Genomic DNA, 25,468 nt, shown 5'->3' on the forward strand with positions numbered 1-25,468 from the left:
CTTGGGCCCGGCGTCCATCAACCTTTGCACGGCCGGCCGAGCCTCAGCGAACGGTCAGCGATTTCAGCCCCAGCCCCATCACCCGAGCATCATCGTTCAACCCCAGATTGCGTGGACTGGTGGCATCGGGCAAATGCACCTGGATCGTCACGACCCGGCCATCGACCAGCGTTTCGCGGACAGCCGGGTTGAGCGGAATTTCCAGCAGATTGCCCTGAACCTGCGTCAGGCGAGTCGACAAGACTTCAACGCCATTGACACTGACGATGACCCGTTGAGTCAGTTTGGGCGGCATGACGAAAGCCAGCACGTCGATGACAATCGAGCGGGTATCTGGCGCCACACGCAGCGCGATTTCGGCGTCTTGCCCTTCACTCCAGGTGCCCCACGCTTCCGGAGCGGCCCAGCCTTTGACCAACTGCCGGCTCTTGCGATTGAACGCTTGCACCAGGCCGGGCTGGCTCAACGGAACAGCTGACATCGAGCGCCCCTCATCGACCATCGCCACACATTGATCACAGCGCTTCCAGCCTGGGGCCAGTACGACAAAGTCATCGACCCGGGTCAGCAGATCGGTATCGCTGTGAACATTCTGGATGGCCAGGTCCAGCGAATCATCGTCGAGGATGTACAGCGAATCGGCTTCGTATTGGCCGGCACTCAGCCGGCGTTGCGCGTCACGCTGAGCCTCTTCGAGCGCCTTGGGGCTCATGCGCCCCATATAAACTGCATCGGTCTTCAAACCATGAGCCGCGGCAAAATCGGCTAGGACCTGCCACTGATCCGACTGGTTTTTGGGGATCAACGCACGGATATTCTTGTAGTGAGCGGCCGCACTGTTCCAGAACGGATCGTGCATCGGGCTGGCCCAGGCCGAAGTTTGCGGGACCATTTTTGTCGCTCTCAACCCCGCCCAGGCAATTCGCGTATCGACGATCTGTGTCGTCAGCGCCAGCGCCAGCAGCCCCATGGCGAACGCCGGTCGATAGCCACGCACCACCAGAAACGTAACCAGTAAAACGATGGCATAGAACACCGGCCAGAACATCCGGCCCGAGGCACGGAAGATACTCGCCAGCCCCTCAACGGTTTTCGGCAGCGGATAACTGAACGTGTGAGCGCCCAGGCCAATTTGATTGGACAAGGCAAATACCGTCAGCCCGAGCATCGCCAACATTAGCCATGGCCAACGGCTCAGCAACGCCTTGACGCGAATATTGCTGCGCAGCATGGCAAAACCCGCGGCGGGTACCAGCAGCAGCACCCCAAGGCCCAAATAGTTGAAGCCCTCGTAGTCGCCGCCGCCCGTCGCGAAGCTTGGCAGTACGTATGACCACCCCTCAGCGTCGAACAGGGATATCAGATTCATCCGATACCAACCGAAACCGCCACCACCGGCGCCGTCGACAATGCTGAAATAACCCGCCTGCCAGCAACATACGCTGACCAGGGCAAATAGACTGCCGAACTCTGTCAGCCCCTGCCGACGATTCAGAGTGCCGAGCATGACTTTGCCAAACAGATCGGCTATCCAGATCAAAGCCACCATGACCAACAGGTAGGCATGCACCAGCGCGGTGGCTGCAAGCAAGGCACCCCATGCCAGTCGCCGTCGCGTCAGCGCCGGATGCAAGGCCAGATACAGAGCAGCCAGGATCAGAAAGTGGCCGGCCAGAGAAAGATGCCCACCGGTACGCACAAACATCGGCGGCGAAAACACCAGCAAACCGGTGCCCAACAGGCGCAGCACGGGGTTGTCGCTGATGAGTCCGAGCAGCTTCCAGGCAAACCACGCTTGCAGGACAAAACAGGCCAGCAACCAAAAGCCGAAATACTGGAACGTTTCCGGTAACCAGCCATTGAACGGTTTGAACAACAGTGCCAGCAGTGGATTGGAGTCAGAAAAAATGATCGCACTGCCCAACTCCAGTCCATAAGACGGGTTGAGCCCGAGCGGAAACGTCCAGGGCGAGTGCCGGAAATACACCCAGCCCAAGTAATGCGTCGCCGGGTCACCGTCCTTCAGCCAAGCGATGTTCTGCGGATCCAGGGCGCGCGGGCCGATCACCAGAAAAAACGCCAGCACACCGAGCAACAATGGCAGCAGCGCGAGGGCCGGATGCTTGTTCAATGCCCTCATCGGTACGTCCAGAAGTTGTGCAGTACGAAGGTGAATGCCGGGATCGTCAGCGCCACCGCGCCGATGCCCAGCAAATAGTGGAGGCCGGCCATTTGCGCAGCCCAGGCGACGAACATCGCCAGAAAAAAACCACCGACCGAAACCAGCAGAAACCGCACCAGGGTCCGCCCATGCAATCGGGCCGAGAAGCTCCAGGTGGTATTGATCACATATGACACCACTGTCGCCACGGCGAACGCCACACCGTTGGCGAGGGGCGGCGGCGCACTGATGAAATGGATAAACAGCACCGCGACCAACGCATGCAACGCGGTGACAAACACACCGGTCACGGCAAAACGCAAACCCCGCTGGATCAACGCTGACTTTTCAGCTGAGGTCACGGCTTTTGCGCCAGCACAAAAACGCTCAAACCTGCCAGACGGTTCATACCCATCAACGGTAATTCAAGGCTGCAAAGTGTTTTGAGCAACGTATTCACCAGCGGATGATGACGCTTGAGTTGCGAACGCGGTGGCTGGGTTTGTGCGCCTTGCGGCAACAAGCGCAACGCCGCCGCAATCGGAAACACCGCGCCGAAATAATACGCACCGCGCTGCACCGACAAACCGGCAGCGCGCGCCAGTGTTTCGAACTGCGCCAGGGTGTAGCGGCGCTTGTGTTCGAGAAAATCATCGTGCCCGCTCCACAAGAACTGGAACGCCGGCACGGTCATCAGAAAGCGGCTGCCCGATGGCACCTTGTCGACATACATCTTGAGCAGACCGAGGTCGTCATCGACATGCTCCAGCACGTCCATCAACAGCACCAGATCGGCATCGATGGTTTCAATCCCGCGACGGTAATGCACGGGTTTGCCGGCGGTGGTCGCGCTGGAGTCGGCGCTATAGCTGATATCCACGCACCACGCTTCGCGTGCATCGGTATGCGTCAGCAAGTGGTGGGAGAAAAACCCCGAGCCGGCGCCGACATCGAGGATTCGGCCGATGGCTGCATCTCCCAGCAAACGCCGGGTGGCCGCGGCTTTCGAGCAGTAATACCAATGCTCGTTGATGCTGTCGCCGAGGATGTCGGTTTCCTTGAGATCCATGAATCAGTCCTTGGAGTCGTAGACGCGGCGCACCAGAAAAACCGGTCGGCGTTTGGATTCGATATACGTGCGGCCCAGGTACTCACCGAGCACCCCGATGCCGATCAATTGCAACCCGCCGAGAAAGGTCACGGCCACCATCAGCGAGGCGTAACCGGGCATGTCGACACCGTGAATCAGCGTGCGCACCACAATGAATATGGCGAAAGCAAAAGACACCAGCGACACCAGCGCGCCGACATACGTCCAGATCCGCAGCGGCTCGGTGCTGAAACTGGTGATGCCTTCCAACGCAAAATTCCACAGGCGCCAGCCGTTGAACTTGCTCTGCCCCGCCACGCGCTCCGGGCGTTCGTAATCGACGTGGGTGGTGCGAAACCCGACCCAGGCGAACAAGCCTTTCATAAAGCGCCGGGATTCGGGCAGCGTCAGCAACGCATCGACGACGCAGCGATCCATCAGACGAAAATCGCCGACGTTTTCAGGTAAAGGCTGTTCGGCAATTTTGTTGTGCAAGCGATAGAACCAGTGGGCCGACGTCTGCTTGGCCCAGGTGTCGCTGCGACGGCTGATGCGATGACCGAGCACCACCTCAAAGCCTTCTCGCCAGCGCTCGATCATCTGCAGAATGACTTCGGGCGGGTCCTGCAGGTCAGCATCGATCGGGACCACGATCTGCCCGGTCGCGGTCTGCAAACCAGCGGACAACGCCGCTTCCTTGCCGAAGTTGCGGCTCAGGTCGACGATGCGCAGGCGTGCATCGTGTCGCTGATGTTCGAGCAGGCGTTCGAGCGTGGCATCGGTGCTGCCGTCGTTGACGAACACCAACTCAAGATCGATCAACGTCTGCGTCTTGAAGACTTCATTGATGCGCCGCAAAAACGTGTCGAGGCTGTCCTCCTCGTTAAAAACGGGGACCACCAGCGATAACGTCACCTGCCTGTGCTGTTGCGTTCCGTGCTCAGTCAAAAGGAATGCTCTTTTTATAGTGTTTGTCGGTCGTCGAACGATATTCGACGCCATGAGCCGTCCCGTATTAAGCAGCAGCGTCGACGGTGTTGCAAGGCGCAGACGGCGTCATTTTGGCCAATCCACAGGCCTATTGCTGCGCTCTAGCCCGCGCCCTTCAGAAACATCCGCGAACGATTGGAAACAAATGTCCGATAGCCAAAAAAACCGTCTGCGCTAGGCTTGCGAGCATGCGCCACACAGGCTGTCGCACAAATGAATCGCATGGAGCGAAACGAATGTATTTCGAGATTTACAGGCAATCCAGAGGCACCCCGAGCACCGGCAAAGGGCAATGGCGCTGGAGATTGCGGGCGGGTAACCACGAGACCATCGCCAGCGGCGAGTCGTATGTGAACAAGGCGGATTGTTTGCACGTGATCGGGTTGATCAAGGCTGTGCAGGGGGAGACTCCGATCAAGGAGATCTAACCGCTCAGCACGATCCTGCAGATATGAAAAAGCCCCACAGTTTCAAGGCTGTGAGGCTTTTTTTCGGGCCGGTATCGAAAGACATTGAAGAAGCAGCGCGCAACGCTGGCCTCTTGTTCAGTCCGCCAGCCAGGCGTTTCGCCACGCCAACAGATGTTCGTCCTTGAGCATCCAGTGATTGAGTACAACGCTGCGCAGGGCGTCTCCAGCCTTGGCGCTGGCATCGGGCTCAGCCAGATGTTCGCGAATAGCGGCAATCCAGTCTTGCGAACGGTTCCTGACTCTCGTCACCGGGAAATCACCACGATAACAAGGGATGTCCGAGCAGATCACGGGGAAACCACAAGCGCCATATTCCAACAAGCGCAAATTGCTTTTGCAGGCGTTGAAAAAGTTGTCTTTCAGAGGTGCCAAAGCCAGGTCCAGGTTCAGGCCGGCCAGTCTTTGCGGGTACTTTTCAATACTCACCCCCCTATGGAACTCATGGACATAAGGCCGCAGTGCTGGTGGGCACATCCCCATGAACACCCATTCAACTTCTCCTTCCAGCGCACGAACCACTTCGGCAAGGACTTGCAGATCGGCGCTGTGACTCGAGCCGCCGGCCCAGCCAACCCGAGGCTTGCGACCTTGTTGGCGATGGCTGGTCAGGTCGCTCCACCAATGGCTCGGCAGACGGTTTTCCATCACCCGGATGTCGGCGTTGAAACCCTTCAGCGCATTGGCCAGCGGCTCGGTCGACACCACCAACCGATCGCACAGCCCTACGGCTTTCTTCAAGCGTTTGGTGATGTCTTTGGGAAGCAATTCGTGGTTCAAGTTGCCAGCGGGCACGTCAAGAATATAGTCATCCAGCTCGTAAACCTTGAACGCCCTGGAGAATGCCTTGGTGTCCTGCATGTACTCCAGATGAGGCGTTGTGTGCTGCCCCTGGAAAATAATCGTGTCCGGCGCAATGCGCTCCAGTTCTGTCGGTTGCAGCCCCTCGTCGCTCACCGCTCCGCCGATCAGCTGCGCGGCTTTCAGGGCAGCGAAAGGCTGACGCACGCGGTAGTGCCCACTGCCGAAAGAGTCGACGGGATGACACAGCACGTGAGGCAACTCACGACTGGCAAACGGGTGCCAGTCGGTATCGGTGCGGTATTTGGAGGAGAAGCCGTTGCCCTCCAGGGTCAGGTTGCGGTTGTAGGCCGGATCGTTGGCGATTTGCCCAAGCCAGCGCTGGTACATCACCGACTGCTCGCCCTTGAACCTTTTACGCTTGGCTTCTTCCTTGGTCGTGTCGACGTTGTTCTGGCTCACACTGGCTTCGTGAACGAGCAGCGCATAAGGCGTCCAGACAATCAACCGCCCGGCCTGGCCGACTTTCAGGCACAGATCCACATCGTTATAGGAAACGGCCAGGTCGACCTCGTCCATTCCACCCACTTGCAGGTACAACTCGGTGCTGATCATCAGGCAGGCGGCGGTGACCGCGCTGTAGTTTTGATCAAGATGCAAGCGGTGAAGGTAGCCGTTGGACTGCATTGAATCGCCGATAAACGGGTGGTCTGCAACGCCACGCAACCCGAGTACCACGCCTGCATGCTGAACAGTCCCGTCGAGGAATAACAGCTTGGCGCCGACTACCCCCACTTCTGGCCGCTGGGCGTGATGGAGCATCGCACCAAGCCAGTCGCCATCAATGACCACCGTGTCATTGTTGAGCAGCACCAGGTAATCGCCGCGGGCATGGTTGACGGCAAAATTATTGATCGCCGAATAGTTGAACGGATGCGGATAACGCAGGATGCGCACCTTGGGATTGTTCAACAGCTCCATACCGTTGAACCAGTCCCGGGCTTCGTCGGTTTCGCTGTTGTTGTCGACGATGATCAGTTCGTAATTCGTATAGCTGGTTTTCTCCATGATGCTTTCGATGCAGCGCAGCAGCATCGGCAGGCAGTCCTTGGTGGGAATCAGGATCGAGACCAGCGGTTGTTCCGCATGTTGGTAGACCACACGGTTGGCCATTGGCAAAGGTCCGGCCTGCAGCTCATGAGCCACGCCCAGCCGCTGCAAGTGCGCCCCGACGATGGCAGCCGAGTTCGCGATGACTTGGGGTTCACCGAGCCACTGGGGGAAATTGATGGCCTGGTGCACCAGCACATCCGCGAGATGCCCGACAGTGCCCAGACCGTGATTTTCAATCAGCCGGAAAAGCAAATCATGGGGCGCCAGTTCGCTGAAGGCGGGATCAAAGCCGTCAGCAGACAGCGCGGCCTCGCGACTGAAAGCCAGTGCGCGGCCGACATACGGATAACTGCGCAACATATCCAGATTCAAATCCGGCTTGAATACCGGACTCTGGCAGCCTTCAGCGGTCAGTGAATCTTCATCGCTGTAGCAAGCGCTGACACCGGGATTGAGGGCGATGCCTTCGGCGAGCAAAAGCAGCGCATGGGGATCCAGTTCGTCTCCTCCGCGCAACAGATACCACCAGTCAACGTCGATCTCCTGCAACAGTTCATTGAGCTGGCTCGGCCAGGATTCGGCCAACGGCAGCCAGACCAGATTATCGGCTGGCGTCACGCCTACAGGTTCGGCATTGGACAGCACCACGATGGCCGCCGCCCGATAAAGCTGGCGGTCGATGCTTGCCAGGCTGGAACGCAACAGTCCGATATCACCCGTCGTGTCGGTCAACACCAACAACACATCCGGTTGCCGCGGCCAGCTCGCCAGTCGCGCGGGCAAACCTTCGACCTCGACGGCAGCCAGTTGCCGACTCGCCAGCCAGCGCTGATAAAGGTCGATATTGCGCTGCTGACGGCCAACATTCGCCAGAACGCCGAAATACCGCTCTAACGTGTGTGCCAGGGTACCGTCGAGCTGGCCACATTCAACTTCGAAATCGCTGCCCGTCAGTTGAATCCGCTCCAGAGGCGTAAACACTTCAATGCGCGCAAAGAACATGGTGCCGGCAAAATAATCCGCTTCATTGATGCCTTGCGGATCAATGCCGCCACGCTCGGCCAAGGTGACAAGCAACGCACGGTTGCTTTCGCTGAGGAATCGGGTGACTGGCACCAGGTATCGCTGAGGACCCAGCATTGGAACGTGCACCGGGTCGGCAAGGTGTTCCAGCGCTCGACTGAATCGTACCGGGCCCAGCAGATCATCGAATAGTTCAACGCCCCAATCGATCTCCCCGCCCAAGTGCAGCGAACGCTTGGTGTGCAGCTTGACCAGCGTGCGGATGTTATCGGCACGCAAGAACGGCAACACCCGCAGAAACGGCAAAACGTCCCTGCCGTGGTTCGGCACCCGGTATAGAGAAAAACTCAATGTGCTGGCCGTCAGCTGAGCACAGATCTCATCTTCACACCCGGCTACGCAGGTCACGTAGAGATGCAGGCGTTCAGAAAGTTTAATCAAACGCCGCAGAATATCTTTCAGCACTTCGGGGTAAAACGCATGGATGACCACGCCGACTGGCGGCTCGCCATCCTCGAATGCTGGCAACTGCGCAACCAGCACTTCGCACTCTTCGACCTGGGAAACGGCGCCGCTGGCTGACTTGACGGACTGAAGTTCAGATACGCGGTGAGCACCTTGGGCTGATGGTGGAATTATCATATTCAAACCAATTCAAATAGGGAGCGAGGCTGGAACTCGCTGGATGCGCCTTTCACGGCGAGGTGAGCAAGTATCCACTTTAGTGAGAGCGCTGGCCTGATGGCTGGGCAGAGGATAAACGATGACAGGTGTGATCTGGCGGCTGATCGCTCGCCAATAATGACAGCCCTCTACTCTGCGAACGCTGCTTTAAATGGGCCGGCGAGTCCTGTGAGCGTCGTATCTCTAATGTCGGCAGAGGCTGTATTTACTTAAATTGCCTCGCCCCAACGACCTCACCGCGCAAGACGCGCTTCAGCGCCTCCGCTATCGCCACGAATACCGGATTCGCAGAAACGAAAAAGCCCCGTAGATTTTCATCTACGGGGCTTTTTCTATGTAATGGCGGAGAGATAGGGATTCGAACCCTAGGTACCGGTGAAGGTACAACGGATTTCGAATCCGTCCCATTCGGCCACTCTGGCATCTCTCCAACGGCGCGCATCATAACAACACTTTTACCGAAAGCAAACCCTCTTTCGAAAATTTCTTCGTGCTATCAGATGCTTGCGTCGATTAAAGCGGTACGCCCAGACGGTTGGCGACTTCTTCGTAAGCTTCGATGACGTCACCGAGGCCCTGACGGAAGCGGTCCTTGTCCATCTTCTTCTTGGTGTCCTTGTCCCACAGACGGCAGCCGTCCGGGCTGAACTCGTCACCGAGGACGATGGAGCCGTCGCTGAACACGCCGAATTCAAGCTTGAAGTCGACCAGCAGCAGGCCGGCGTCGTCGAACAGCTTGGTCAGCACTTCGTTGACCTTGAGCGACAGTTCTTTCATGCGAACCAGTTGCTCGGCGGTGCCCCAGCCGAATGCCACGACGTGGGATTCGTTGATGAACGGGTCGCCCTTGGCGTCGTCCTTCAGGAACAGTTCGAAGGTGTACGGGTTGAGCTTCAGGCCTTCTTCAACGCCCAGACGCTTGACCAGGCTGCCAGCGGCGTAGTTACGCACGACGCACTCGACCGGGATCATGTCGAGCTTCTTGACCAGCACTTCGTTGTCGGCCAGCAGTTTGTCGAATTGGGTCGGTACGCCGGCCGCTTCGAGTTTCTGCATGATGAAGGCGTTGAACTTGTTGTTGACCATGCCTTTGCGGTCGAGCTGCTCGATGCGCTTGCCGTCGAACGCCGAGGTGTCGTTGCGAAACAGCAGGATCAAGCGGTCAGCGTCGTCGGTCTTGTAAACCGATTTGGCTTTGCCGCGGTAGAGTTCTTCACGTTTTTCCATGATGGGCTCCGCTTGCTAAGTAGGTGGGCTAGGCGATGTGGCGCCAGTCGAGCCCTGAATCTTGATCGGCCAGTTGCAGCCAGTCCGGGTCGCACCCGAGGGTGTCGACAAAACATTGCCGGGCCAGCTGCGGCAGGTTGTTCTTGCTGCTCAGATGGGCCAGGACCAGGTGTTGCAAACCCTGCCAACCCAACTCGGACACCAGGAATGCCGCCTGATGGTTGTTCAAATGTCCCAGCTCGCCGCCCACCCGCTGCTTGAGAAAGTACGGGTAGTGACCACGGGCCAGCATGTCGCGACAATGGTTGGACTCGATCATCAACGCATCGAGATCCCGATAACCGTCCAGCACCCGCTCGCAGTAGGAACCCAGGTCGGTCAGCAGGCCGAAGCGCCGCTGCTGGTGATCACTGAAGACATACTGGGTCGGTTCCTGCGCATCATGAGCCACGGCAATGACCCCGATGTTCAGTGCACCGATCTGCAGTTGCTCGCCGCCGGCCAGGAAGCCTGCGGGTTCAATCGGTTTGCGCATCCCGCGCAGCGTGCCGCGACTGAGGTAGACCGGTAGATTGTAGCGCCGAGACAGCAAACCCACGCCATGCACGTGGTCGGCATGTTCGTGGGTTACGAGTATCGCGCTCAGTTGCGCCGGGTTCACACCCAGGCGCAACAGGCGTTTTTCGGTTTCCCGCAGGGAAAAACCACAATCCACCAGCACATACGTATCAGCACTGGCGATCAGCGTGCCGTTCCCTTGGCTACCGCTGCCGAGAACGGCAAAACGCATGATTGATCAGCCCAGGTTGTCCTGAATCACGCTCAACACTTTGCGTGCCACTTCGGCCGGCGCGACGGTGTTGATGTTTTTCTCGACGGTCACCTGGATGTTCTCGCCAACCTTGCTCAGGCGAACCTGATAACGCTCGGCACGGGATTCAACTTCTTCCTTGGTCGGCGCACTGCCGAACAGGCTGCTGAAGAAACCAGGCTTGTCGTCTTTCTTCTCGGCTTTTTCGGCCAGGTTGATGTAGTACAGGCCAAGGCTGCGGTTGATGTCTTCAACGCGCCATTCGCCTTGTTCCAGTGCACGGCCAACGCTCGACCAGGCACGGTCCAGATCGGTACCGACGTTCAACACCGGGTTGCCGCTGCCGTCTTCGCTGAGGCTGACACGGCTCGGCGTATCGAAATCACGCGAAGCCAGCATCGACACCGAACCACCCTTTTCGGAGATACGGCTCATGCTTGCGAGCATGTCGTCGACCAGGGCAGCATCCAGGCCAGTGTTGACCGAACGATTGGTGAAGGCCACATCGGCAGTGCTACCGGCAGGGCGCTCGGCGCTGACCACGTAGATTTCACTGGTGTTGCGCTGCACGCCCGGCTCGATACGCACACGCACGCGGGTTTCGCTATCGCTGGCGATACCGGCTGCGCTCAGGCGCTTGGCCATAGCGGCGGACAGCTCGTCGGAATGCTGCCAGGTGGTGGTGAATTCGCCGGTTTGCGGGCGCTGTTCATCCAGACGGAAGCCGTTGTCCTGGAAGAACTGCACAGCCACTGGCCAGACTTCGGCCGGTGGGTGCTGGGCCACGACCCAACGCGAATCACCGCTCTTCTGCAGCGAGTAATCGCTGGCATCGGCAACGGCCGACAGCGGCTGAGGACGCGGCACAATGTATTCGCCCTTGGCGGTGTCATCAGCGACGTTGCGCGGGATCGGCAGCAGCGGATCCAGACGCTTGGAGGTGCTGACATCCGGTGGCAGTTGCATCGGTGCAGTCTGTTGCGCTTCCAGGTAATCGCTACCACGGTCACGGAAATAACCTTCCGGGCCCCAGACCCATCCGCAGCCACTGGTGCTGGAGATAATCAAGGCAAGTGCGGAAAGTCCGGCCATTCGCTTCATGCGTTGTACTTCCTCAATTAAACCAGGACGCTGCACTGGCGCAGGGCCGAGCGCAGCGTTTCATGACAAGGTGTGCTCAGCCAGGTCAGTGGCAGGCGGATGCCTTCGTGCATCAGGCCCATTTCAACCAGAGCCCACTTCACCGGAATCGGGTTGGCTTCGATGAACAGGTCTTTGTGCAGCGGCATCAGTTTTTCGTTGATCGCCCGTGCGGTGTCGGCGTCGCCCTTGAGCGCGGCCTCGCACAGATCAGCCATTTCGCGCGGAGCGACGTTGGCAGTCACGGAGATGTTGCCTTTGCCACCCAGCAGGATCAGTTCGACTGCGGTCGGATCATCGCCGGACAGCACGATGAAGTCCTTGCTCACACTATCGATGATCGCCTTGGCGCGCTTGAGGTCGCCGGTGGCTTCCTTGATACCGATGATGTTCGGCACGGTGGACAGGCGAATCACGGTCTCGGCCTGCATGTCGCAAGAGGTGCGGCCAGGAACGTTATAGAGAATCTGTGGAATGTCGACCGATTCAGCAATGTGTTTGAAGTGCTGGTACAGGCCTTCCTGAGTCGGCTTGTTGTAGTACGGAACGACCAGCAGGCAGGCGTCGGCGCCGGCTTCCTTGGCGTTGCGGGTCAGCTCGACGGCTTCACGGGTCGAGTTGGCGCCAGTGCCGGCGATGACCGGAATACGCCCGGCAACCTGTTTGACCACGGCCTTGATGACGGCGATGTGCTCTTCTACATCAAGAGTTGCCGACTCGCCGGTAGTGCCGACCGCGACAATGGCATGGGTGCCGTTCTTGAGATGGAAGTCCACGAGTTTGCTGAGGCTGTCCCAGTCAAGACGCCCTTGTGCATCCATGGGAGTGACCAGTGCCACCATACTGCCCGCAATCATGAAACCGCTCCTGCCGGAAAAAGAGAGCGGTAATGGTACTGGCGCCAAGATGCTTGCACAAGCGAAGTACTGCGCTGCCGCCATTCCCCTTGGCGCTGCTTTTCGCTACCCTTCAGACTTTGATCGGTACTGATCAGCTTGTACGCCGGGTTCCAGCCTCCCTTTTCGGCCTCCCAGACCCCGTTCCTGCGTCGCATCGGCGCGCTCCCGCTATAGTGGAGCGAGCCGCGAGCTTGCCGGGCCTCTATGTACGGACCGCCAGAACAGGCACTCCCCGGCAGCCAACGCGCGTAAACCTACCGACCGCTCATCGCTTTAGGAATGCTGCATGTCCACCCCCACAGTTCGCGAACAATTCCTTGTCATCAGTGCCCTTGGCGCCAACCCCATGGAGCTGACTAACGTCCTGTGCCGCGCCAGCCATGAAAATCGCTGCGCCGTGGTTACTTCGCGCCTGACTCGTCACGGCGAGTGCAGTGCGCTGATCCTCGAGATCTCCGGCAGTTGGGACGCCCTCGCCCGCCTGGAGGGCAGCCTCCCGGGCCTGGCCAAGAAACATGCCTTCACGGCTAACGTGGTGCGCAGCGCGCCGCTGGAAAATCGTCCGCAGGCGCTGCCGTACGTGGCCTATGTCAGCTCGGCGTATCGTCCGGACATCATTAATGAGCTGTGCCAGTTCTTCATGGATCACAACGTCGAGCTGGAAAACCTGACCTGCGACACGTATCAGGCACCGCAAACCGGCGGCACCATGCTCAACGCCACGTTCACCGTGACGCTGCCGGCCGGCACCCAGATCAGCTGGCTGCGCGACCAGTTCCTCGACTTCTCCGACGCGATGAACCTGGATGCACTGATCGAGCCTTGGCGCCCACAAAACCCAATGTAAGGAAGCTTTCATGGCCGTTGTCATCGACCAACCGGTTGCCGATTTCGAAGCACCTGCCACCAGCGGGCAGACCGTCAGCCTGTCTGCCCTGAAGGGCAAACAAGTGGTGATCTACTTTTACCCGAAGGACAGCACCCCGGGTTGCACCACCGAAGGCCAGGGCTTTCGTGACCAGTACGCCGCGTTCAAGGCTGCCAACACGGAGATTTTCGGTATTTCCCGCGACAGCCTGAAGTCCCATGAGAACTTCAAGTGCAAGCAGGAGTTTCCATTCGAGTTGATCAGCGACAAGGACGAGGCCGTTTGCCAGTTGTTCGACGTGATCAAGTTGAAGAAGCTGTACGGCAAGGAATACCTGGGCGTTGATCGCAGCACGTTCCTGATTGATAAGGACGGTGTTCTGCGTCAGGAATGGCGCGGTGTGAAAGTGCCGGGGCATGTGGATGCGGTGTTGGCTGCTGCTCAGGATCTGAATAAAGCCTGATGGTTTTGCGTCGCCCTCATTGACGCCTTCGCGAGCAAGCTCGCTCCCACATTGGATCTGTGGTGCTCACAAGTCCAATGTGAGAACGAGCTTGCTCGCGAATGGGCCCTAAGTGTCACCAAACAATCTGGATCAATCGCTACAGCAGTGGCGCCACCACCGGCTCCTTGCGCGGCCAGGCATCCAGCACAGCCTTGAACAGCGTCGCCAGCGGGATCGCAAAGAACACGCCCCAGAATCCCCACAATCCGCCAAACAACAGCACCGCACAGATAATTGCCACCGGGTGCAGGTTTACCGCCTCCGAGAACAGCAACGGCACCAGCACGTTGCCATCCAGGGTCTGGATGATTCCGTAGACCGCCATCAGATAGATGAACTGATCACTCCAGCCCCACTGGAATAATGCGATCAACAGCACCGGCACGGTCACGACCACAGCGCCGACATACGGCACCACCACCGACACACCGACCAGCAACGCCAGCAGTGCGGCATAGTTGAGACCGAGCGCGACGAAAGCGATATAGGTCACGCCGCCGCAAATCACGATCTCGATGACCTTGCCGCGAATGTAATTGGCGATCTGCCGGTTCATCTCCTGCGCGACCCGGGTGATCAGCGCGCGCTCGCGTGGCAAGTAGCCTCGCACCCACTCACCGATCATTGCCCGATCTTTAAGGAAGAAAAACACCAGAATCGGCACCAGCACCAGATAGATCATGATGTTCACCAGCAGCGGCAGACTCGACAGCGAGAATGTCAGCGCCCACTGGCCGAACTTGCCGATCTCGCCACGCGCCGCCTCGATCGCCTGCAACACCTGTTCATCGGACACCAGATGCGGATAACGCTCCGGCAGCAACAGCAGCAGCGATTGCCACTTGGCAAGCATGCCCGGCAGCTCATTGAACAGAGTAATCAACTGATGCCAAAGCAGCGGCAGCACCACGACGATAAACAGCATCAACACGCCCATGAACAGCGCAAACACCAGGCCAACCGCCACGCCACCCGGCACGCGCAGACGTTCCAGCGTGACCACCAGGCCCTGCATCAGATACGCCAGCACCATCCCTGCCAACACTGGCGCGAGCATCCCGCCGAGGGTCAGCACGGCCGTGAAGGCGAGAAACAGCAGCACCGCCAGCACCACCGCTTCTTCGTCGGAAAAATAGCGCTGAATCCAGTCGCGTAACACTTTGAACATCAATAATCCTTAGGTCTTTTACGCTGTCGGGGTCAGGCTTTTTTCAACCAGTAACGGTAAACGCCCGCTTCGTCTTCTTCGCGCAGCAGCGTATGACCGGCCAATCTGGCAAAGGTGCGAAAGTCGCGCTGCGAGCCAGCATCGGTGGCGATTACCTTGAGGATGGCGCCACTTTGAAGTTTGTTGAGTTCCATTTTTGCCTTGAGCAACGGCAACGGACAATTCAGGCCACTGGCGTCCAGTTCCACGTCATGGGCTACAGCGTCAGTCATTGCGTCACTCCGGTTCGGGTCGTCGAGCTGCCTAGAATATCTGGTCGCAGCTCCGGTGTCCGGCTACAGTAAGGTCTTTGTCTTCTAAGGCTTTGTGCATGACTTTTCTGCGCCCTACCCTGCTGACGCTCGCTTGCCTGCTCGCCTCACCAGGCTTTGCCGACGATCTGCCGTCACTCGGTGACGCCAGTTCTGCCATTGTCTCGCCGCAACAGGAATATCAGCTCGGTCGTGCCTGGCTGGCCATGTTGCGCAGCCAGGTTTCACAACTCAACGACCCACAGCTCAAGGACTACGTCGAATCCAGCGTCTATAAGCTGGTAGAGACCAGCCAGGTCACTGACCGGCGCCTCGAATTCATCCTGATCAACAGCCCGCAACTGAACGCCTTCGCGGCGCCGGGTGGTGTGGTCGGAGTCAACGGCGGTCTGTTTCTCAATGCGCAGACCGAAGGCGAATACGCCTCGGTACTGGCGCACGAACTGGCTCACTTGTCGCAACGCCACTTTGCTCGTGGCGTCGAGGCCTCGCAGCGGATGCAGGTGCCGATGATGGCCGCGCTGCTGGCCGGGATTGTCATTGCGGCAGCCGGCGGCGGTGACGCCGGGATCGCGACCATTGCCGGCACTCAAGCGGCGGCAATCCAATCGCAACGCACTTTCTCCCGGCAGAACGAACAGGAAGCTGACCGCATCGGCATTCTCAATCTGGAAAAAGCCGGGTACGACCCGCGTTCGATGCCGACCATGTTCGAACGCTTGATGCGTCAATATCGCTTCGACGCCAAACCACCGGAATTCCTGCTGACTCACCCGGTGACCGAATCGCGTATCGCCGACACCCGCAACCGTGCCGAACAGGCCAAACCGGGCGGTATCGAAGACTCCAAGCGCTATCAGTTGATTCGTGCGCGCGTGCAATTGATCTACGAAGAAACTCCGGGGCTGGGCGGCAAGCGCTTCCGTGCGCAGTTGGACGAGAACCCGCTGAACGATGTGGCTCGTTACGGGCTGGCCATCGCCCAGATCAAGGGCGGCCAATTGAATGAAGCGCGGGAGAACCTCAAACAGCTTTTGGCCAAATCACCCAACGAGATCATCTACAACCTCGCTCAAGTCGATCTGGACATCACCAACAATCGCCTGCCTGACGCACAGTCGCGGGTAGACCGGATGCTTACGCAGTATCCGGGCAACTATCCGCTCAATCAGGTGCGCGTTGATCTGCTGCTGAAACAGAATCGCGCTGCCGATGCCGAGAAGGCACTCGAAGGTCTACTCAAGTCACGCCCGGATGATCCGGACGTCTGGTATCAGGTTGCCGAAACCCGTGGCTTGTCGGGCAACATCATCGGCCTGCACCAGGCTCGTGCCGAGTACTTCGCACTGGTTGGCGATTATCGTCAGGCGATCCAGCAGCTCGATTTTGCCAAGCGCAAGGCTGGCAGCAACTTCCCGCTGTCCTCTCGCATCGATGCCCGCCAGCGTGAGCTGATGGAGCAGGAGCGGATGATCAAGGACATGATGGGCTGATCGTTACCCGCCACGACAAAAGCTTCAGGCATAAAAAAACCGCCTCTTTCGAGGCGGTTTTTATTTACCTGTCAAACCTGATCATTCAGCCAGTTTGAAGGTGATGAAGCTCGCACGACCTTGTCGCAGTACCCGCATCGACACCGAACGATTCTTCGGCAGCGCTTTGGCGATTTCGGCGAATTCCTTGCTGGAGCCGATGGCCTGGTTGTTCAGGTGAGTAATGACATCGCCTGGTTGCAGACCGATCAGCGCTGCAGGACCGTCCTGCACTTCCTTGATCACCACACCACCTTTGAGGTCGTAGGTTTTCTTCTGCTCGGCAGTCAGTTCGCCCACCGATACACCGAGGCGGTTGCTGTTGGTTTCAGCACCGGACTTCGGCAGCGCATCCAGCTCCTTGTCTTCATCAGGGATCGCGCCAACCGTCAGTTCGACGTTCTTGCGCTTGCCTTCACGAATCACTTCCAGATTGGCTTTCGCGCCAGCCTTCAGTGCGCCGACCAGATGTGGCAGGTCAGCAGACATGACGATCGGTTGGCCGTTCATGCTCAAGATCACGTCGCCGACTTGCAGGCCGCCCTTCGCTGCCGGGCCGTCATCCTGAATCTGTGCAACCAGCGCGCCGGCCGGCTTATCCAGGCCGAACGACTCGGCCAGATCCTTGTTCACTTCCTGGATGACTACACCCAGCCAGCCTCGGCTGACTTTGCCACCGCTCTTCAGTTGATTGGAAACATCCATCGCGACATCGATAGGAATCGCAAAAGACACACCCATGAAGCCGCCGGAGCGGGTGTAGATCTGCGAGTTGATGCCAACCACTTCACCGTTCAGGTTAAACAGCGGACCACCAGAGTTGCCCGGGTTGATCGGCACGTCAGTCTGGATGAACGGCACGTAGTTCTCGTTCGGCAGGCTGCGGCCTACGGCACTGACGATGCCTTGAGTCACGGTGTGGTCGAAGCCGAACGGCGAACCGATTGCCACGACCCATTGGCCGGCTTTCAGGTCCTGGGATTTGCCGAGCTTGAGCACCGGCAGATCCTTACCTTCAATTTTCAGCAATGCCACGTCGGAGCGCGGGTCAGTGCCGATCAGCTTGGCTTTCATTTCACTGCGGTCGGCGAGGCGGACGAGGATTTCGTCGGCATCGGCAATCACGTGATTGTTGGTGAGGATGTAGCCATCGGAAGAGATGATGAAGCCCGAGCCCAGCGACTGCGCTTCACGCTGACGACCACCGCCGCCCGGCGAACGCTGCTGAGGCGGCATGCCACGCTCGAAGAACTCGCGCAGCATCGGCGGCAGACCTTCGAGGTCAGGCATCTGCTGGTTCACTTTGCGATCCGGCAGCTTCTGCGTGGTACTGATGTTCACCACGGCTGGCGAAGCTTGTTCGACCAATTGGGTGAAGTCAGGCAGATCGGCCGCTTGCGCAGCAGGCACCGCCTGACCGAGCAACAGCACGGTGGCGAAAATGGAGAGATAAGATTTCAAACTTGGTATCGACATACAGCTCCCGTTACGACGAGCAGGGTTAAGCGATATGGAGCAAGGAACACCGGAAACCACCGACCGGCATTTTTGTTCCAGGAACAACAAACAAGGCCAGAGCCGTGAGGCTCTGACCTATAAAAAATTTTCGGGGTATTTGCAAATGAAAATGCTCAGCAAACATTTCATCTACGTCTCGACGAAGAGGTGGTAATGACTGAAATCAGCTCACTGCTTGCTGGTCGCAGCGCCATCGGTATTACGCATCGACAGAGCAATTCGTTCGGCGGTACCAATCGGAATCTCGCCAACCACCGTGACCATCATTTCGCCCTCGGGGGTAGTCAGGCGACGAGAAACGGCGACAGTCGGGCCAAGTTGAGTCCGGGTATCGGTCACTGTTGCACCGTTCAACGGCTCAAGGAACACCGAGAAACGCGCCAGACCATCGTCATACAGCAAGCTGTTGACCTGGGTCTTGGTTTCCGGATCTTTGTGCGAGGTGCTGCTGGTCAATTCAAATCCCGGCGGCAGCCATTCAGAGTGCCAGACCTGAGCGGTCTTGACGGCCGAAGCCTTGTCGCTGTCGAGCGTAATCGCTTTACAGTCGGCGTCGGCCTGCAAGTCTTTGTCCGAAGGGACTTCATCGGTATCAAGACTGGTGAACTGGAAACGTTCGAGCAACTGCCCCTTGTCGTTCAGCAACAACGACTTCAGTGGCAAACCCGTTTTCCTGTCCAGATGCAACTCAAAACCGTAACGATGCTGATCGCGAGGCGTCAGCGATACAATCACTGCGTCTCGCCCAGCCACGCGCGATTTGCCGATGACGGCAAGGTCATACCAGTTTTTCAGCTTTTGCGGATCGAGAGGACGAGCGGCTGAGTTGGGAGAATCCCCCAGTCCGGCTATCAGGGTGCCGCTGACGCATTGAGTATGCCCATCAATGCGCACGACTTCCTGTGCCGAACCGTCGAGCTGGAGTAAACGCTCGCGGACCTGGCCATTCTGGACGCGATGCCAGATGTTATGGGTAGAAAAGCTACCGTTACGCTCGTAAACGAATGTGCCGTGAAAGCTTTGCTGCTGCTCGGCCTGGCCCAGACGGGTCAACCAGTCCTGGGCCTCATCAGCATGGGCTGGAACAACGAACCAGCCACTGAGCAGAAGCGAAAGTAGAGGTATGGCGCGCATGATCCTCCTTATCGGTTTTCCAGACTTGCTGCACGTGCGTATGGCAGTGCGCTTTCAGTGCCTTTCAGTGCAGCCTGTTGAGCGTGCTGGCGCAGATAACCTGGCAAACGCTGATCATGCCAGCCTGGTTGACCTTGCAATACGCCGTTGGCCATAGGGCCAGTGGCTTCCGAACTCTCACTATAGCCTGCCAGAACAGCCGGACCTTTGACCTGTGGGGTCGCCAGGGTTGGCTGATTGGATTGCTGAGCCAGTTCGACACCCGCGATTTCGTCCTGGTTGTACAGGCGAACACCAGCCAGCACGGCAACAGTTACCGAGGCTGCAACAGCCAGACGGCCGAGGTTGCGCCATGGGCTGCGAGATACTTTGGCCGGAGCCGTTTCGTCTTCCAGTGCAGCAGACACTGCCGCAGCGATATCCAGACGTGGCAGCAGCAAATCCTTGTGCATGGCTGCCCGAGCGATCTGGTAACGAGCCCAGGTCTCACGGGTTTCTACGTCGTCCAGTGCATTGAGCACCCGACGCAATTCCAGTTCGTCCGCTTCGTTATCCATCACTGCGGACAGCGATTCCTGCAGGGCTTCACGACTCATGGCGTTCCTCTCTTGGCTATCGCCGCTGTCTCAGTTTTCCTGCAACAACGGCTGCAGGGCTTTATCGATGGCCTCCCGAGCGCGGAAAATCCGGGAGCGCACGGTACCCACCGGACATTGCATGACGCTCGCAATGTCCTCGTAACTCAGACCATCGAATTCACGTAAAGTTAAAGCCGTACGCAAATCCTCTGGCAGTTGCTGGATGGTTCGATGGACGGTGCCTTCGATCTCATCCCGCAGCAGTGCACGTTCTGGTGACTCGAGATCCTTGAGGCCGTGATCGCCATCGTAGAACTCTGCGTCTTCGGAACTTACATCGCTATCCGGCGGCCGGCGGCCGCGTGAAACCAGGTAATTCTTTGCCGTGTTGATGGCAATACGGTACAGCCACGTATAAAACGCACTGTCGCCGCGAAAGTTTCCAAGTGCTCGATACGCCTTGATAAAGGCTTCCTGAGCCACGTCCTGGGCTTCATGGGTGTCGTGCACAAAACGCACGATCAACCCGAGAATCTTGTGCTGATACTTCAGCACCAACAGATCGAAAGCTCGCTTGTCGCCGCGTTGAACGCGCTCGACCAGCTGCTGATCCTCTTCCTGGGTTAGCATGAACACTCCTCGATAAGCCCGAAGGAGACTTGCATAACTAAACGACCAGACTTGCAAACATAGACTCGGGCTTTTCGCAAAAGTTCTCCCCCTCCAGGCAAGTTTCCTGCGAGCTCTGATTTGGCACGCACGAAAAACGCAGCTCGGGATAAACCGGCTGCGCGAATAATCTTGTCATCGGTTTCGCCGGCAGGAATCCAACCGCAGATTCCGCACTGAAGCCGACACTGTCCCTTATCTCTGGCACCGACTATTGATCTTGGGCCTTTGGCAAAAGTTCCAATTATTTATAGCCGTCGCCACCCGACATTGGGCAACCCTGTGCAGAAAAAGTCTGTTTCAGCGCCGATACAGTCGCCTTTTCCCCCAACCAGGGAAAAAAACTTCCGACGAAGCACCCGTTTTTCCCGTCACAGTAGTTTCACAATGCCATATCGGCGCGGCTATTGTGCCGTCCCCCCCCTCTATATACTAGTGGGCTGTGTGGCTGTCTTGACTCGCCGATCCAGCTGTCTTGCGCCACCCCCGACCCGGGTCGCTTTGAGCGGAATCCTGTAATGAGCCAACAATTCCAACACGATGTTCTGGTCATTGGCAGCGGTGCTGCCGGTTTGAGTCTCGCGCTGACCTTGCCCGGTCATTTGCGCATTGCGGTATTGAGCAAAGGGGATCTGGCCAACGGCTCTACTTTTTGGGCCCAGGGTGGCGTCGCCGCCGTGCTCGATGACACTGATACTGTCGAATCCCATGTAGAGGACACCCTGAACGCCGGTGGCGGGCTGTGCCATGAAGACGCCGTGCGTTTCACCGTGGAGCACAGCCGTGAAGCCATCCAGTGGCTGATCGACCAAGGCGTACCCTTCACCCGCGACGATCAGTCAGGCACTGAAGACGGCGGGTTCGAATTCCATTTGACCCGAGAAGGCGGCCACAGCCATCGGCGCATCATCCACGCCGCTGATGCTACCGGTGCAGCGATTTTCAAAACCCTGCTGGCCCAGGCCAAAGAGCGCTCGAACATCGAATTGCTGGAGCAGCGGGTTGCCGTTGATCTGATTACCGAACGCCGTTTAGGCATGGAAGGCGAGCGCTGCCTCGGCGCCTACGTACTCAACCGCAAAACCGGCGAAGTCGACACCTACGGTGCACGTTTCGTGATTCTGGCCTCCGGAGGTGCCGCCAAGGTCTACCTCTATACCAGCAACCCCGACGGCGCCTGCGGTGACGGCATCGCCATGGCCTGGCGCTCGGGCTGCCGGGTGGCGAACCTGGAATTCAACCAGTTCCACCCGACCTGCCTGTATCACCCGCAGGCCAAGAGTTTTCTGATTACCGAAGCCCTGCGCGGCGAAGGCGCGCATTTGAAGCTGCCCAATGGCGAACGCTTCATGTCCCGCTTCGACAAGCGCGCCGAACTGGCACCACGCGACATCGTCGCCCGGGCCATAGACCATGAAATGAAGCGTCTGGGTGTCGACTGCGTCTATCTCGACATCAGCCACAAACCCGAAGCGTTCATCAAAAGTCACTTCCCGACTGTTTATGAGCGCTGCCTGGGATTCGGCATCGACATCACCAAACAGCCGATCCCGGTCGTACCCGCCGCGCACTACACCTGCGGTGGCGTGATGGTCGATCAACAGGGTCGCACCGACGTGCCGGGCTTGTACGCGATTGGTGAAACCAGCTTCACCGGCCTGCATGGCGCTAACCGCATGGCTAGCAACTCGCTGCTCGAATGCTTCGTCTATGCCCGCTCGGCCGCGGCGGACATTCTCGCGCAGCTGGACGATATCGCCGCGCCAAGCGCCCTGCCCGCGTGGGACGCCAGCCAGGTGACCGATTCCGACGAAGACGTGATCATCGCGCACAACTGGGATGAATTGCGGCGATTCATGTGGGACTACGTCGGCATCGTGCGCACCAACAAGCGCCTGCAACGGGCGCAACACCGCGTGCGACTGCTGCTGGACGAGATCGACGAGTTCTACAGCAACTATAAGGTCAGCCGTGACCTGATCGAGTTGCGCAACCTGGCGCAAGTCGCCGAACTGATGATCTGCTCAGCCATGGAACGAAAGGAAAGTCGCGGCCTGCATTACACCCTCGACTATCCGGACATGCTGCCCGAAGCGCTCGACACTATTCTGGTGCCGCCCACCTACGTCGGCTGAACTTGAGCCGTACTCGCAGACGTCGGTGCATATCCGCCGTTTGCGAGTCCCGTGGCACGCAGACCGATCTGACCCGCCATTCGCCGCGCAATCTGAACCTCATCACCACAATCAGCGGTAGCGCCAGGCTGTCCGGCCTCAACTGCACGGCTTGCCAACCATTGGCCTGATTCCACAACTGCCAGCCATCAGCATCGCGGCGCAAGCCACAAAAGGCCTCAGGGTGATTCAGCAGAATCTGCCTTGGCAACACCCAAAAGCCATGCAGCAGACAGCCAAAAACCCCGAGCATACTGGCCCAGAGTGGAATCGAAAGCAGAAACAAAGCACCCAGTGCGAACGCCTGGGCCAACAGATACGCCGCCAGCAACTGCCGCGAGGCATGCCAGCGGCATTCGAACGTGTTACTTGGGCTGAACACGGTCCAGAATCATGCGAACCATGCGCTGCAGCTCTGGATCTTCAGACTCGCTGCGCTCCATGAACCAACCGAACATGTCCTGATCCTCGCACGTCAGCAAACGGACATACAGATCGCGATCCACCTGGTTCAGAGTCGCGTAGACCTCTTTCACGAATGGCACCAGCAATACGTCAAGCTCAAGCATGCCGCGACGGCTGTGCCAAAACAGGCGGTTCAGTTCAACTTGTTCGACCATGGAGCCCTCCTCAAATTTGCCGGCAAGTATACAGCCCCGAGGCGGGTCGCACAGTCGGCTTTGGTCGGGCACCATCGATCCTTTATCAACTACCCATTTCAACAACGCGCCCTTATGATGTGCCCCAGTCTATTTATCCTGCGATGACCCATGGCCGATTCTGCTTTTTTCTGCACCCTGTCTCATGAAGGCGTTCTCGCGGTTCGCGGCGCGGATGCCGGAAAATTCCTGCAAGGCCAGTTGACCTGCAACCTCAATTACCTGAGCGACAGCCGCGCCAGCCTCGGCGCGCGTTGCACGCAAAAAGGCCGGATGCAGTCGAGCTTCCGCATTCTGCTCGAAGGTGACGGCGTGGTCCTGGCGATGGCCAGCGAACTGCTGGAGCCGCAACTGGCGGACCTGAAAAAATACGCGGTGTTCTCCAAATCAAAACTGACCGACGAAAGCGCCGCCTGGGTGCGTTTTGGACTGGTGCAGGGCGATGCGGCCTTGAGTTGCCTCGGCCTTGACTTGCCGGTAGATACCGACAGCGTCGTACGCCACGAGGGCCTGATCGCCATTCGCGTCTCGCCGGATCGCGCCGAACTCTGGGTGCCAGCCGATCAGGCAGAGGCCATCAAAACCAGACTGGCTGTAACGCTGCCTGAAGGCGAACTGAACCAATGGCTGCTGGGCCAGATCCGCGCCGGTATCGGCCAGGTCATGCCGAGCACCCGCGAGCTGTTCATCCCACAGATGCTCAATCTGCAAGCCGTCGGCGGCGTGAGTTTCAAGAAAGGCTGCTACACCGGCCAGGAAATCGTCGCGCGCATGCAATACCTGGGCAAACTCAAGCGTCGTCTGTATCGCTTGAGCCTGGACGCCGCTGATTTGCCGGAGCCTGGCACGCAACTGTTCGCGCCCAGCCACAACAGCGCCATCGGCGAAGTGGTGCTGGCCGCCAAGGCCGGGCAAAACATTGAACTCCTGGCGGTGCTGCAGGCCGAAGCAGCCGAAGCCGGTGATGTGCATGTGGGCACCCTCGAAGGTCCCGCACTGCATCTGCTCGACCTGCCTTACGAACTGGATCGCGACCGCGAAATCCAGCGCTGATCGCAGCATTTGTTGCAACACCCTAGAGAGTTTAAATGAGCGAACTGGCGGAAAAAGTCCAACAGGATTTGGTTGAGGCCATCGATAACGATGACCTGGTTCTGCCCACGTTGCCGGAAGTGGCCCTGCAGATTCGCAAGGCCGCTGAAGACCCGGAAATCAGCGTCAGCGACCTGAGTAAAGTGATCGGCCGGGACACGGCGCTGTCAGCGCGCCTGATCAAAGTGGTCAACAGCCCCCTGCTGCGCGCCGCGCAGGAAGTCACCGACCTGCACACCGCCATCACCCGATTGGGCATCAACTACAGCAGCAACCTGGCGATCGGTCTGGTGATGGAGCAGATTTTCCACGCCCGCTCCGAAGTGGTCGAGCAGAAGATGCGCGAAGTCTGGCGCAAGAGTCTGGAAATTGCCGGGGTCAGTTATGCGCTGTGTCGCCGCTACACCCAGCTCAAACCCGATCAGGCAGCGCTCGGCGGGCTGGTGCATCAGATTGGCGTGCTGCCGATTCTGACTTACGCCGAGGATCACTACGAACTGTTGTCAGACCCGGTCAGCCTCAACCATGTGATCGATCACATTCATCCGTTGCTGGGCGACAAGTTGTTGCGGGTCTGGGAGTTCCCGGAGCGACTGGTGGAATTGCCGGGGCGCTATCAGGACTTCAAGCGCGATTCGACGGCCATTGATTACGTCGATCTGGTGCAGGTGGCGAGCCTGTATTGCCACAAGGACACGGATCATCCGTTTGCGCGGATTGATCCAATGACCGTTCCGGCGTTCAGGAAGCTTGGGATTGATCAGGAGAACAAAGCGCTGTGTGAAGATCTGGAAGAGTCGCGGACGATGTTTTACTGATCCAAAACCGCGTCGCCCCATTCGCGAGCAGGCTCG

At 58.4% G+C, this 25,468-nt stretch carries 24 protein-coding genes and 1 tRNA gene; 7 read left to right on the forward strand and 18 right to left on the reverse strand.

All coding sequences use genetic code 11. The features are described 5' to 3' along the window. Positions 1 to 43: 43 nt before the first annotated feature. From ACW9IR_RS09045 to ACW9IR_RS09060, 4 genes are read right to left on the reverse strand one after another with little or no spacing between them, the layout of a single operon-like run. Positions 44 to 2,140, reverse strand: coding sequence for a DUF6311 domain-containing protein (locus ACW9IR_RS09045; RefSeq protein WP_457462829.1), 2,097 nt, complete (start codon positions 2,138 to 2,140; stop codon positions 44 to 46). Further along, the gene (locus ACW9IR_RS09050) at positions 2,137 to 2,523 is read right to left on the reverse strand and encodes a GtrA family protein (protein ID WP_095119099.1); all 387 of its coding nucleotides are present in this window, start codon (positions 2,521 to 2,523) and stop codon (positions 2,137 to 2,139) included. Before ACW9IR_RS09050 ends, ACW9IR_RS09045 begins: the two co-directional genes overlap by 4 nt. Further along, the gene (locus tag ACW9IR_RS09055) at positions 2,520 to 3,230 is read right to left on the reverse strand and encodes a class I SAM-dependent methyltransferase (RefSeq protein WP_102900267.1); all 711 of its coding nucleotides are present in this window, start codon (positions 3,228 to 3,230) and stop codon (positions 2,520 to 2,522) included. Before ACW9IR_RS09055 ends, ACW9IR_RS09050 begins: the two co-directional genes overlap by 4 nt. A gap of 3 nt (positions 3,231 to 3,233) precedes the next feature. Beyond that, the gene (locus ACW9IR_RS09060; RefSeq protein ID WP_095119101.1) at positions 3,234 to 4,199 is read right to left on the reverse strand and encodes a glycosyltransferase family 2 protein; all 966 of its coding nucleotides are present in this window, start codon (positions 4,197 to 4,199) and stop codon (positions 3,234 to 3,236) included. A 278-nt stretch (positions 4,200 to 4,477) separates the two neighbouring features. Here ACW9IR_RS09060 and ACW9IR_RS09065 point away from each other — a divergent pair, with 278 nt between their 5' ends. Next, positions 4,478 to 4,669: a YegP family protein gene (locus ACW9IR_RS09065; protein ID WP_095119102.1), complete on the forward strand. Its 192-nt coding sequence runs from the start codon at positions 4,478 to 4,480 to the stop codon at positions 4,667 to 4,669. 117 nt (positions 4,670 to 4,786) lie between these two features. Here the strand turns inward: ACW9IR_RS09065 and ACW9IR_RS09070 are convergent, their stop codons facing one another. The 6 genes from ACW9IR_RS09070 to dapA all read right to left on the reverse strand — a co-directional run bounded on the left by ACW9IR_RS09070 (position 4,787) and on the right by dapA (position 12,364). Beyond that, on the reverse strand, positions 4,787 to 8,287 hold the full coding sequence (locus ACW9IR_RS09070; protein WP_457462833.1) for a glycosyltransferase: 3,501 nt from the start codon (positions 8,285 to 8,287) through the stop codon (positions 4,787 to 4,789). A gap of 382 nt (positions 8,288 to 8,669) precedes the next feature. Further along, a tRNA-Ser gene (locus tag ACW9IR_RS09075) sits at positions 8,670 to 8,759 on the reverse strand. An 83-nt stretch (positions 8,760 to 8,842) separates the two neighbouring features. After that, complete coding sequence (gene purC, locus ACW9IR_RS09080; RefSeq protein WP_007911389.1) at positions 8,843 to 9,556, reverse strand: phosphoribosylaminoimidazolesuccinocarboxamide synthase; 714 nt, start codon at positions 9,554 to 9,556, stop codon at positions 8,843 to 8,845. 28 nt (positions 9,557 to 9,584) lie between these two features. After that, a complete protein-coding gene (locus ACW9IR_RS09085) occupies positions 9,585 to 10,346 on the reverse strand; it encodes an MBL fold metallo-hydrolase (protein ID WP_095119104.1) in 762 nt (253 codons plus the stop codon). A 6-nt stretch (positions 10,347 to 10,352) separates the two neighbouring features. Then, positions 10,353 to 11,468: an outer membrane protein assembly factor BamC gene (bamC, locus tag ACW9IR_RS09090; protein ID WP_095119105.1), complete on the reverse strand. Its 1,116-nt coding sequence runs from the start codon at positions 11,466 to 11,468 to the stop codon at positions 10,353 to 10,355. A 17-nt stretch (positions 11,469 to 11,485) separates the two neighbouring features. Then, entirely contained in the window at positions 11,486 to 12,364 is an 879-nt protein-coding gene (gene dapA, locus ACW9IR_RS09095) for a 4-hydroxy-tetrahydrodipicolinate synthase (protein ID WP_457462836.1), read from the reverse strand. 328 nt (positions 12,365 to 12,692) lie between these two features. Between dapA and ACW9IR_RS09100 the strand changes: the two genes are divergently transcribed. Both ACW9IR_RS09100 and ACW9IR_RS09105 read left to right on the forward strand, forming a co-directional pair. Then, positions 12,693 to 13,253: a glycine cleavage system protein R gene (locus ACW9IR_RS09100; protein ID WP_038358363.1), complete on the forward strand. Its 561-nt coding sequence runs from the start codon at positions 12,693 to 12,695 to the stop codon at positions 13,251 to 13,253. A gap of 10 nt (positions 13,254 to 13,263) precedes the next feature. Continuing rightward, the gene (locus ACW9IR_RS09105) at positions 13,264 to 13,737 is read left to right on the forward strand and encodes a peroxiredoxin (protein WP_095119107.1); all 474 of its coding nucleotides are present in this window, start codon (positions 13,264 to 13,266) and stop codon (positions 13,735 to 13,737) included. A 139-nt stretch (positions 13,738 to 13,876) separates the two neighbouring features. On the opposite strand, the gene ACW9IR_RS09110 is transcribed toward ACW9IR_RS09105, so the two are convergent. Further along, entirely contained in the window at positions 13,877 to 14,947 is a 1,071-nt protein-coding gene (locus ACW9IR_RS09110) for an AI-2E family transporter (RefSeq protein WP_095119108.1), read from the reverse strand. Positions 14,948 to 14,979: 32 nt separating this feature from the next. Beyond that, on the reverse strand, positions 14,980 to 15,219 hold the full coding sequence (locus ACW9IR_RS09115) for a sulfurtransferase TusA family protein (protein WP_457462839.1): 240 nt from the start codon (positions 15,217 to 15,219) through the stop codon (positions 14,980 to 14,982). Between the two features lie 98 nt (positions 15,220 to 15,317). Between ACW9IR_RS09115 and ACW9IR_RS09120 the strand changes: the two genes are divergently transcribed. Next, positions 15,318 to 16,751 carry a M48 family metalloprotease gene (locus ACW9IR_RS09120; protein WP_150730348.1) on the forward strand — a complete coding sequence of 478 codons (1,434 nt, stop codon included), beginning with the start codon at positions 15,318 to 15,320 and terminating at the stop codon, positions 16,749 to 16,751. 81 nt (positions 16,752 to 16,832) lie between these two features. Here ACW9IR_RS09120 and ACW9IR_RS09125 read toward each other — a convergent pair whose 3' ends face one another. The 4 genes from ACW9IR_RS09125 to rpoE form a co-directional block, all read right to left on the reverse strand. After that, positions 16,833 to 18,266: a DegQ family serine endoprotease gene (locus tag ACW9IR_RS09125; protein ID WP_102900260.1), complete on the reverse strand. Its 1,434-nt coding sequence runs from the start codon at positions 18,264 to 18,266 to the stop codon at positions 16,833 to 16,835. A 210-nt stretch (positions 18,267 to 18,476) separates the two neighbouring features. Continuing rightward, positions 18,477 to 19,442 carry a MucB/RseB C-terminal domain-containing protein gene (locus tag ACW9IR_RS09130; protein ID WP_102900259.1) on the reverse strand — a complete coding sequence of 322 codons (966 nt, stop codon included), beginning with the start codon at positions 19,440 to 19,442 and terminating at the stop codon, positions 18,477 to 18,479. Between the two features lie 8 nt (positions 19,443 to 19,450). Continuing rightward, positions 19,451 to 20,038 carry a sigma-E factor negative regulatory protein gene (locus ACW9IR_RS09135; RefSeq protein ID WP_007911408.1) on the reverse strand — a complete coding sequence of 196 codons (588 nt, stop codon included), beginning with the start codon at positions 20,036 to 20,038 and terminating at the stop codon, positions 19,451 to 19,453. 30 nt (positions 20,039 to 20,068) lie between these two features. Further along, the gene (gene rpoE, locus ACW9IR_RS09140; protein ID WP_003172477.1) at positions 20,069 to 20,650 is read right to left on the reverse strand and encodes an RNA polymerase sigma factor RpoE; all 582 of its coding nucleotides are present in this window, start codon (positions 20,648 to 20,650) and stop codon (positions 20,069 to 20,071) included. Between the two features lie 557 nt (positions 20,651 to 21,207). On the opposite strand from rpoE, the gene nadB reads away from it, so the two are divergent. Further along, positions 21,208 to 22,824, forward strand: a complete 1,617-nt coding sequence (gene nadB, locus ACW9IR_RS09145) for an L-aspartate oxidase (protein WP_457462842.1) — start codon at positions 21,208 to 21,210, stop codon at positions 22,822 to 22,824. Here the strand turns inward: nadB and ACW9IR_RS09150 are convergent. Both ACW9IR_RS09150 and ACW9IR_RS09155 read right to left on the reverse strand, forming a co-directional pair. Further along, entirely contained in the window at positions 22,793 to 23,245 is a 453-nt protein-coding gene (locus ACW9IR_RS09150; RefSeq protein ID WP_457462844.1) for a protein YgfX, read from the reverse strand. The genes nadB and ACW9IR_RS09150 overlap by 32 nt on opposite strands. After that, positions 23,229 to 23,483: an FAD assembly factor SdhE gene (locus ACW9IR_RS09155; RefSeq protein WP_053118052.1), complete on the reverse strand. Its 255-nt coding sequence runs from the start codon at positions 23,481 to 23,483 to the stop codon at positions 23,229 to 23,231. The genes ACW9IR_RS09150 and ACW9IR_RS09155 overlap by 17 nt, the downstream gene beginning before the upstream one ends. Before the next feature lie 150 nt (positions 23,484 to 23,633). On the opposite strand from ACW9IR_RS09155, the gene ygfZ reads away from it, so the two are divergent. Both ygfZ and ACW9IR_RS09165 read left to right on the forward strand, forming a co-directional pair. Continuing rightward, complete coding sequence (gene ygfZ / locus ACW9IR_RS09160; protein WP_457462847.1) at positions 23,634 to 24,575, forward strand: CAF17-like 4Fe-4S cluster assembly/insertion protein YgfZ; 942 nt, start codon at positions 23,634 to 23,636, stop codon at positions 24,573 to 24,575. Between the two features lie 35 nt (positions 24,576 to 24,610). Next, on the forward strand, positions 24,611 to 25,432 hold the full coding sequence (locus ACW9IR_RS09165; protein ID WP_064388478.1) for an HDOD domain-containing protein: 822 nt from the start codon (positions 24,611 to 24,613) through the stop codon (positions 25,430 to 25,432). Positions 25,433 to 25,468: the final 36 nt, after the last annotated feature.

This window comes from Pseudomonas sp. SDT291_1_S447, from assembly GCF_054070155.1.